Source organism: Streptomyces colwelliae (assembly GCF_048158785.1).
GTDB lineage: Bacteria > Actinomycetota > Actinomycetes > Streptomycetales > Streptomycetaceae > Streptomyces.
The window spans coordinates 1-3731 of sequence record NZ_JBLTJC010000624.1 but is presented as its reverse complement, the minus strand read 5'-3'; the positions used below and the strand labels follow the sequence as shown (position 1 = coordinate 3731).

The following is a 3731-nucleotide window of genomic DNA, read 5'->3' as shown; positions in this document are numbered from 1 at the left end:
ACACAGGGCTCAGGTCGGGTCGAGTCCGTGGCTGCGAAGCCACGGGAGCGGGTCGATCGCCGCTCCGCCCGCGGGCCGCACCTCGAAGTGCAGGTGCGGGCCGGTGGAGTTGCCCGAGTTCCCGGAGTACGCGATCGGGTCGCCGGCCTTCACCGTCGTACCGGAGGCGACCCGGTAGCTGGAGAGGTGGCAGTACCAGGTCTGCGTGCCGTCCTTCTCCGTGAGGATCAGCATGTTGCCGTAGGCGCTGTTCCACTTCGTGCTGACGACGCCGTCCGTCGCGGCCATCACCGTCGTGCCGTACGAGACGGGGAAGTCGATGCCCGTGTGCACGGACATCCAGTTGACGCCGGCCTGGCCGAAGTAGGCGCTGAGGCCCTTCTGCGTCACCGGCAGCACGTACTTGGGGCGCAGCCGCTCCTTGCGGGCCGCCTCCGCCGCCGCCTTCTTCTTCTCGGCCTCCTGCTGGGCCTTGAGGTCGATACGTTCCTGCGTACGGCTGGCCCGGTCGGCGAAGTCGTCGGCACCGGCCGACAGGCTCTTGATCTGGGCGTCCAGCTTGTTGTTCGCGACGGACGGCTTGACCGAGGTCGCGTCCGAGGCGGAGGCCGTGGTGTCACTGCCCCCGGTCAGCGTCCCGACGGACGCGGCGGCGATCCCGGCGACACCCATCACACACGCGGACGGCACGGCGATGGTCATCAGCGCGGACCGCTTCGGGGGCGTACGGCGGCGGGAACGGCTCCCGTTGCGGGACGCGGCGCGCGAGCCGACCGGGGCCGCGGCCGGGGTGAACTCCTCCTGGTCCTCGAGGAGTTCGGGGGCCTGCGGGGGCCCGTCCTGTTCCGGCTCGGCCTCGTCGAGGGCGGGCATCTCGCCGGTGGCGGTCAACTCGCCGTCTTCCGGGGCGGGTTCGTCGTGCGTGCCCTCGTGCGTCCCGTCGTACGACGCCTGTTCAAAGATGGTGGTCGCGTCGGCGGCGGTGCCGTCGGCGTTCCACTGCGTGGCGTCGTACGCGCCGGTGTCGAAGGCCTGCGTGCCCCATTCCCAGTGCTGGGTCTGGTCGGCGGGGGCGGCGGAATGCGCCGACTGGTCCGGCTGGAGCCAGGCGTTCGCGTCCCACTGACCGCTGACGTCGGGGGCACCGGTCTGCGGCGGGATGGCGGACAGCTGCTGGTAGTCGGCCGACCAGGCGGAGGTCTCGTAGGCGCCCGTGTCGAAGGCGGCGTGGTGCTGGGCCGCGTACGGGTCGTAGTTCAGGGTGTGTTGGGCACCCGTGGACCAGGCCGAGGAGTCGTAGACGCCGGTTGCGTGCGAGGCGGTTGCGTGCGCCCCGGTGTCGTGGCCGTGGCCGTTGCCCGGCATGTCGCCGAAGAGGGGGTCGGTGGCGAAGCTCGCGGTGGCCTGACCGCCCGCGTCCGGGTGGAAACCCGTGGCGGTGTGGTCGCCGTACGTGGTGAAGTCACCGTACTGAGCGTCCTGTCCGCCGTACGACGCGTAGTGCGCCGAGGTGGCATCGGAGGAAGCCGGAGCCGGGGTGGTCATGGTCCCCGACGGGTGACGATCGTTCACCAACTTCTCTATTCGCCTCGACAACAGGGGCTGCCAGAGCAGTGCGGTGGACTGTACCCGGCAGTATGCGGGCGCGACAATCTTCGTCAGGTTTCGCGTCAGCCGGAAACGGGCATTCGGCCGTGTTTCGGGGGACGACGGGCACGGGTTTGGCCTTGGGTTCGAATAGCGTTCGATCTTCGGGATGCTGTGTGCCCGCTGTCGGTGTCCGGTCAGGCCACTGTCAGGCCGCCGGTGTGGCCGCCGGCGCGGGTACCGGTGTGGGTCGCGGCCGGGGCCTTCGGCAGCGGGGTGTCGAGGGCCTGGCGGATACCGGTCGCGACGGCCGGGTGGACCGGCAGGGCGAGGTGGCCGATGCCGCTGACCTGGACGTTCTGGGCGATCAGGTCGGGGTGGTCGATGCAGGCCGTCTCCAGCGGCTCCATCAGGTGGTCGAGATCGCTCCAGAAACTGACGAAGTGCGTACGGCAGCCGGGGGCGGGGCGGGTCAGTTCCTCGATCACCGGTGAGCCCGGCCGCATCTGGCGGACGATCGGGTGGGCGCTGGCCAGCGGGACCACGGCCGTGCCGGAGTGCGGGGTGCCGAGCGTCACGAGCGTGCGGACCCGCAGGTCCCCGCCGAGCCGCTGCACGTAGTACCGCGCGATCAGCCCGCCGAGGCTGTGCCCGACGATGTCGACCTCCTTGCTGCCCGTGCGCTCGCAGATCTCCTCGATGTGCCGGCCGAGCAGCTCGGCGGCGGTGCGGATGTCGCACGTCAGCGGCGAGTAGTTGAGGGACTCGACCTGCCGGTGGCCGTGCTGGGCCAGGGAACGGCGCAGCAGCACGAAGACCGAGCGGTTGTCGATGAACCCGTGCAGCAGCACCACCGGAGGTTTCGCCTCGGTCGGCAGCTGCGTCGCGTCCTCAGGAGAGGGCGGCTCGGGCAGCGGGCCCCGGCGTTCCTGGGTGATACCGGAGGGATAGAGGAGAAGGTGGCCCGCGAGGATCACGATCTCCAGGGCGGTCGCTTTCAGGAGGGTCATCGAGAGGCCCGCCAGCCTGCTGGGCAGGAGGCGCTGACAGAGGGGGAGAAAGGGCGGTACAGCCCCGGTGACCTTCATGGCCGACCTCCTGTCGGCACACGGAACGACAGCTCCGTCCCCCGTGTGCCCTCGTGGGAGGCCACGGCGAGGATCACCGACGGTGCGCGAGGGGTACGCGCGGGGTGAGCGCGGCGTACGGCGTGACCGACGCCGATGACGTGCCGAGGAGCCCTGTCGGTCTGGCGACGAGGCTTCCCGCTGTCGTGCCGTACCTGCCCTGCGTGCCCTTCGTGCCTGCGCCGATGCGCCGTACCGCCACGCCGCGCGGCCTGCGGCGCGGTGGTACGGCGACCTCGTTGCGGCTCCCGGTGCGCTTGTTCCCGCTGGAACGCTGCGCGGTGAACGTGTCCCATCGTGTGATTTCCCCCTCGGTATCCGCCGCGAAACTGCCGGTTGCGGGATGCTGGAGATAACGTTCGTTCACTTCCCGCACTGAAGCGGGTACCGCGGTACCCGTGGGTAGGGATGAACGCAGTCGCTTCATGGAGGCAGTGATGGGTGTGGCAGCCGGTCCGATCCGCGTGGTGGTGGCCAAGCCGGGGCTCGACGGCCACGATCGCGGGGCCAAGGTGATCGCGCGGGCGCTGCGCGACGCCGGTATGGAGGTCATCTACACCGGCCTCCACCAGACCCCCGAGCAGATCGTCGACACCGCGATCCAGGAGGACGCCGACGCGATCGGCCTCTCCATCCTCTCCGGCGCCCACAACACCCTCTTCGCCGCGGTGATCGACCTCCTCAAGCAGCGCGAGGCGGAGGACATCCTGATCTTCGGCGGCGGGATCATCCCCGAGGCGGACATCGCCCCCCTGAAGGAGAAGGGCGTCGCGGAGATCTTCACCCCCGGGGCGACGACCCAGTCGATCGTGGACTGGGTGCGGGAGAACGTGCGACAGCCGGCGGGGGCGTAGGGCCTGCGGCGGACGGGGGTTCGCTGCCTGGCGCAGGCCGACATCATCCAGCCTGTCCGGGGTTCGCTTTCCAGCGCGTCCCGAGTTCGCTTTTCAGCGAGGCCAGGCCTTTTCAGCCCGTCCGGCGTTTGAGGACGAGGCCGTTCAGGCCGAAGGGGGGTTT

General features: G+C 70.2%; 4 protein-coding genes. 1 reads left to right on the top strand and 3 read right to left on the bottom strand.

Annotation, left to right across the window (positions count from 1 at the left end):
- Window positions 1-9: 9 nt before the first annotated feature.
- From ACNFOC_RS52175 to ACNFOC_RS52165, 3 genes are all read right to left on the bottom strand, one after another.
- Window positions 10-1545: a M23 family metallopeptidase gene (locus ACNFOC_RS52175; protein ID WP_416965992.1), complete on the bottom strand. Its 1536-nt coding sequence runs from the start codon at window positions 1543-1545 to the stop codon at window positions 10-12.
- A 239-nt stretch (window positions 1546-1784) separates the two neighbouring features.
- A complete protein-coding gene (locus tag ACNFOC_RS52170) occupies window positions 1785-2675 on the bottom strand; it encodes a lipase family alpha/beta hydrolase (protein ID WP_416965991.1) in 891 nt (296 codons plus the stop codon).
- A 73-nt stretch (window positions 2676-2748) separates the two neighbouring features.
- Window positions 2749-3081: a hypothetical protein gene (locus tag ACNFOC_RS52165; RefSeq protein ID WP_416965990.1), complete on the bottom strand. Its 333-nt coding sequence runs from the start codon at window positions 3079-3081 to the stop codon at window positions 2749-2751.
- 70 nt (window positions 3082-3151) lie between these two features.
- On the opposite strand from ACNFOC_RS52165, the gene icmB reads away from it, so the two are divergent.
- Window positions 3152-3568 (top strand): coenzyme B12-dependent isobutyryl CoA mutase small subunit, encoded by a 417-nt coding sequence (gene icmB / locus ACNFOC_RS52160; protein WP_416965989.1) that lies wholly within the window; start codon window positions 3152-3154, stop codon window positions 3566-3568.
- Window positions 3569-3731 lie beyond the last annotated feature (163 nt).

What these genes read in the sequence shown, in the direction of transcription:
- icmB (WP_416965989.1), top strand. Translation starts at nt 3,152, where the DNA reads ATGGGTGTGGCAGCCGGTCCGATCCGCGTGGTGGTGGCCAAGCCGGGG.
- ACNFOC_RS52175 (WP_416965992.1), bottom strand. Translation starts at nt 1,545, where the DNA reads ATGACCACCCCGGCTCCGGCTTCCTCCGATGCCACCTCGGCGCACTAC.
- ACNFOC_RS52170 (WP_416965991.1), bottom strand. Translation starts at nt 2,675, where the DNA reads ATGAAGGTCACCGGGGCTGTACCGCCCTTTCTCCCCCTCTGTCAGCGC.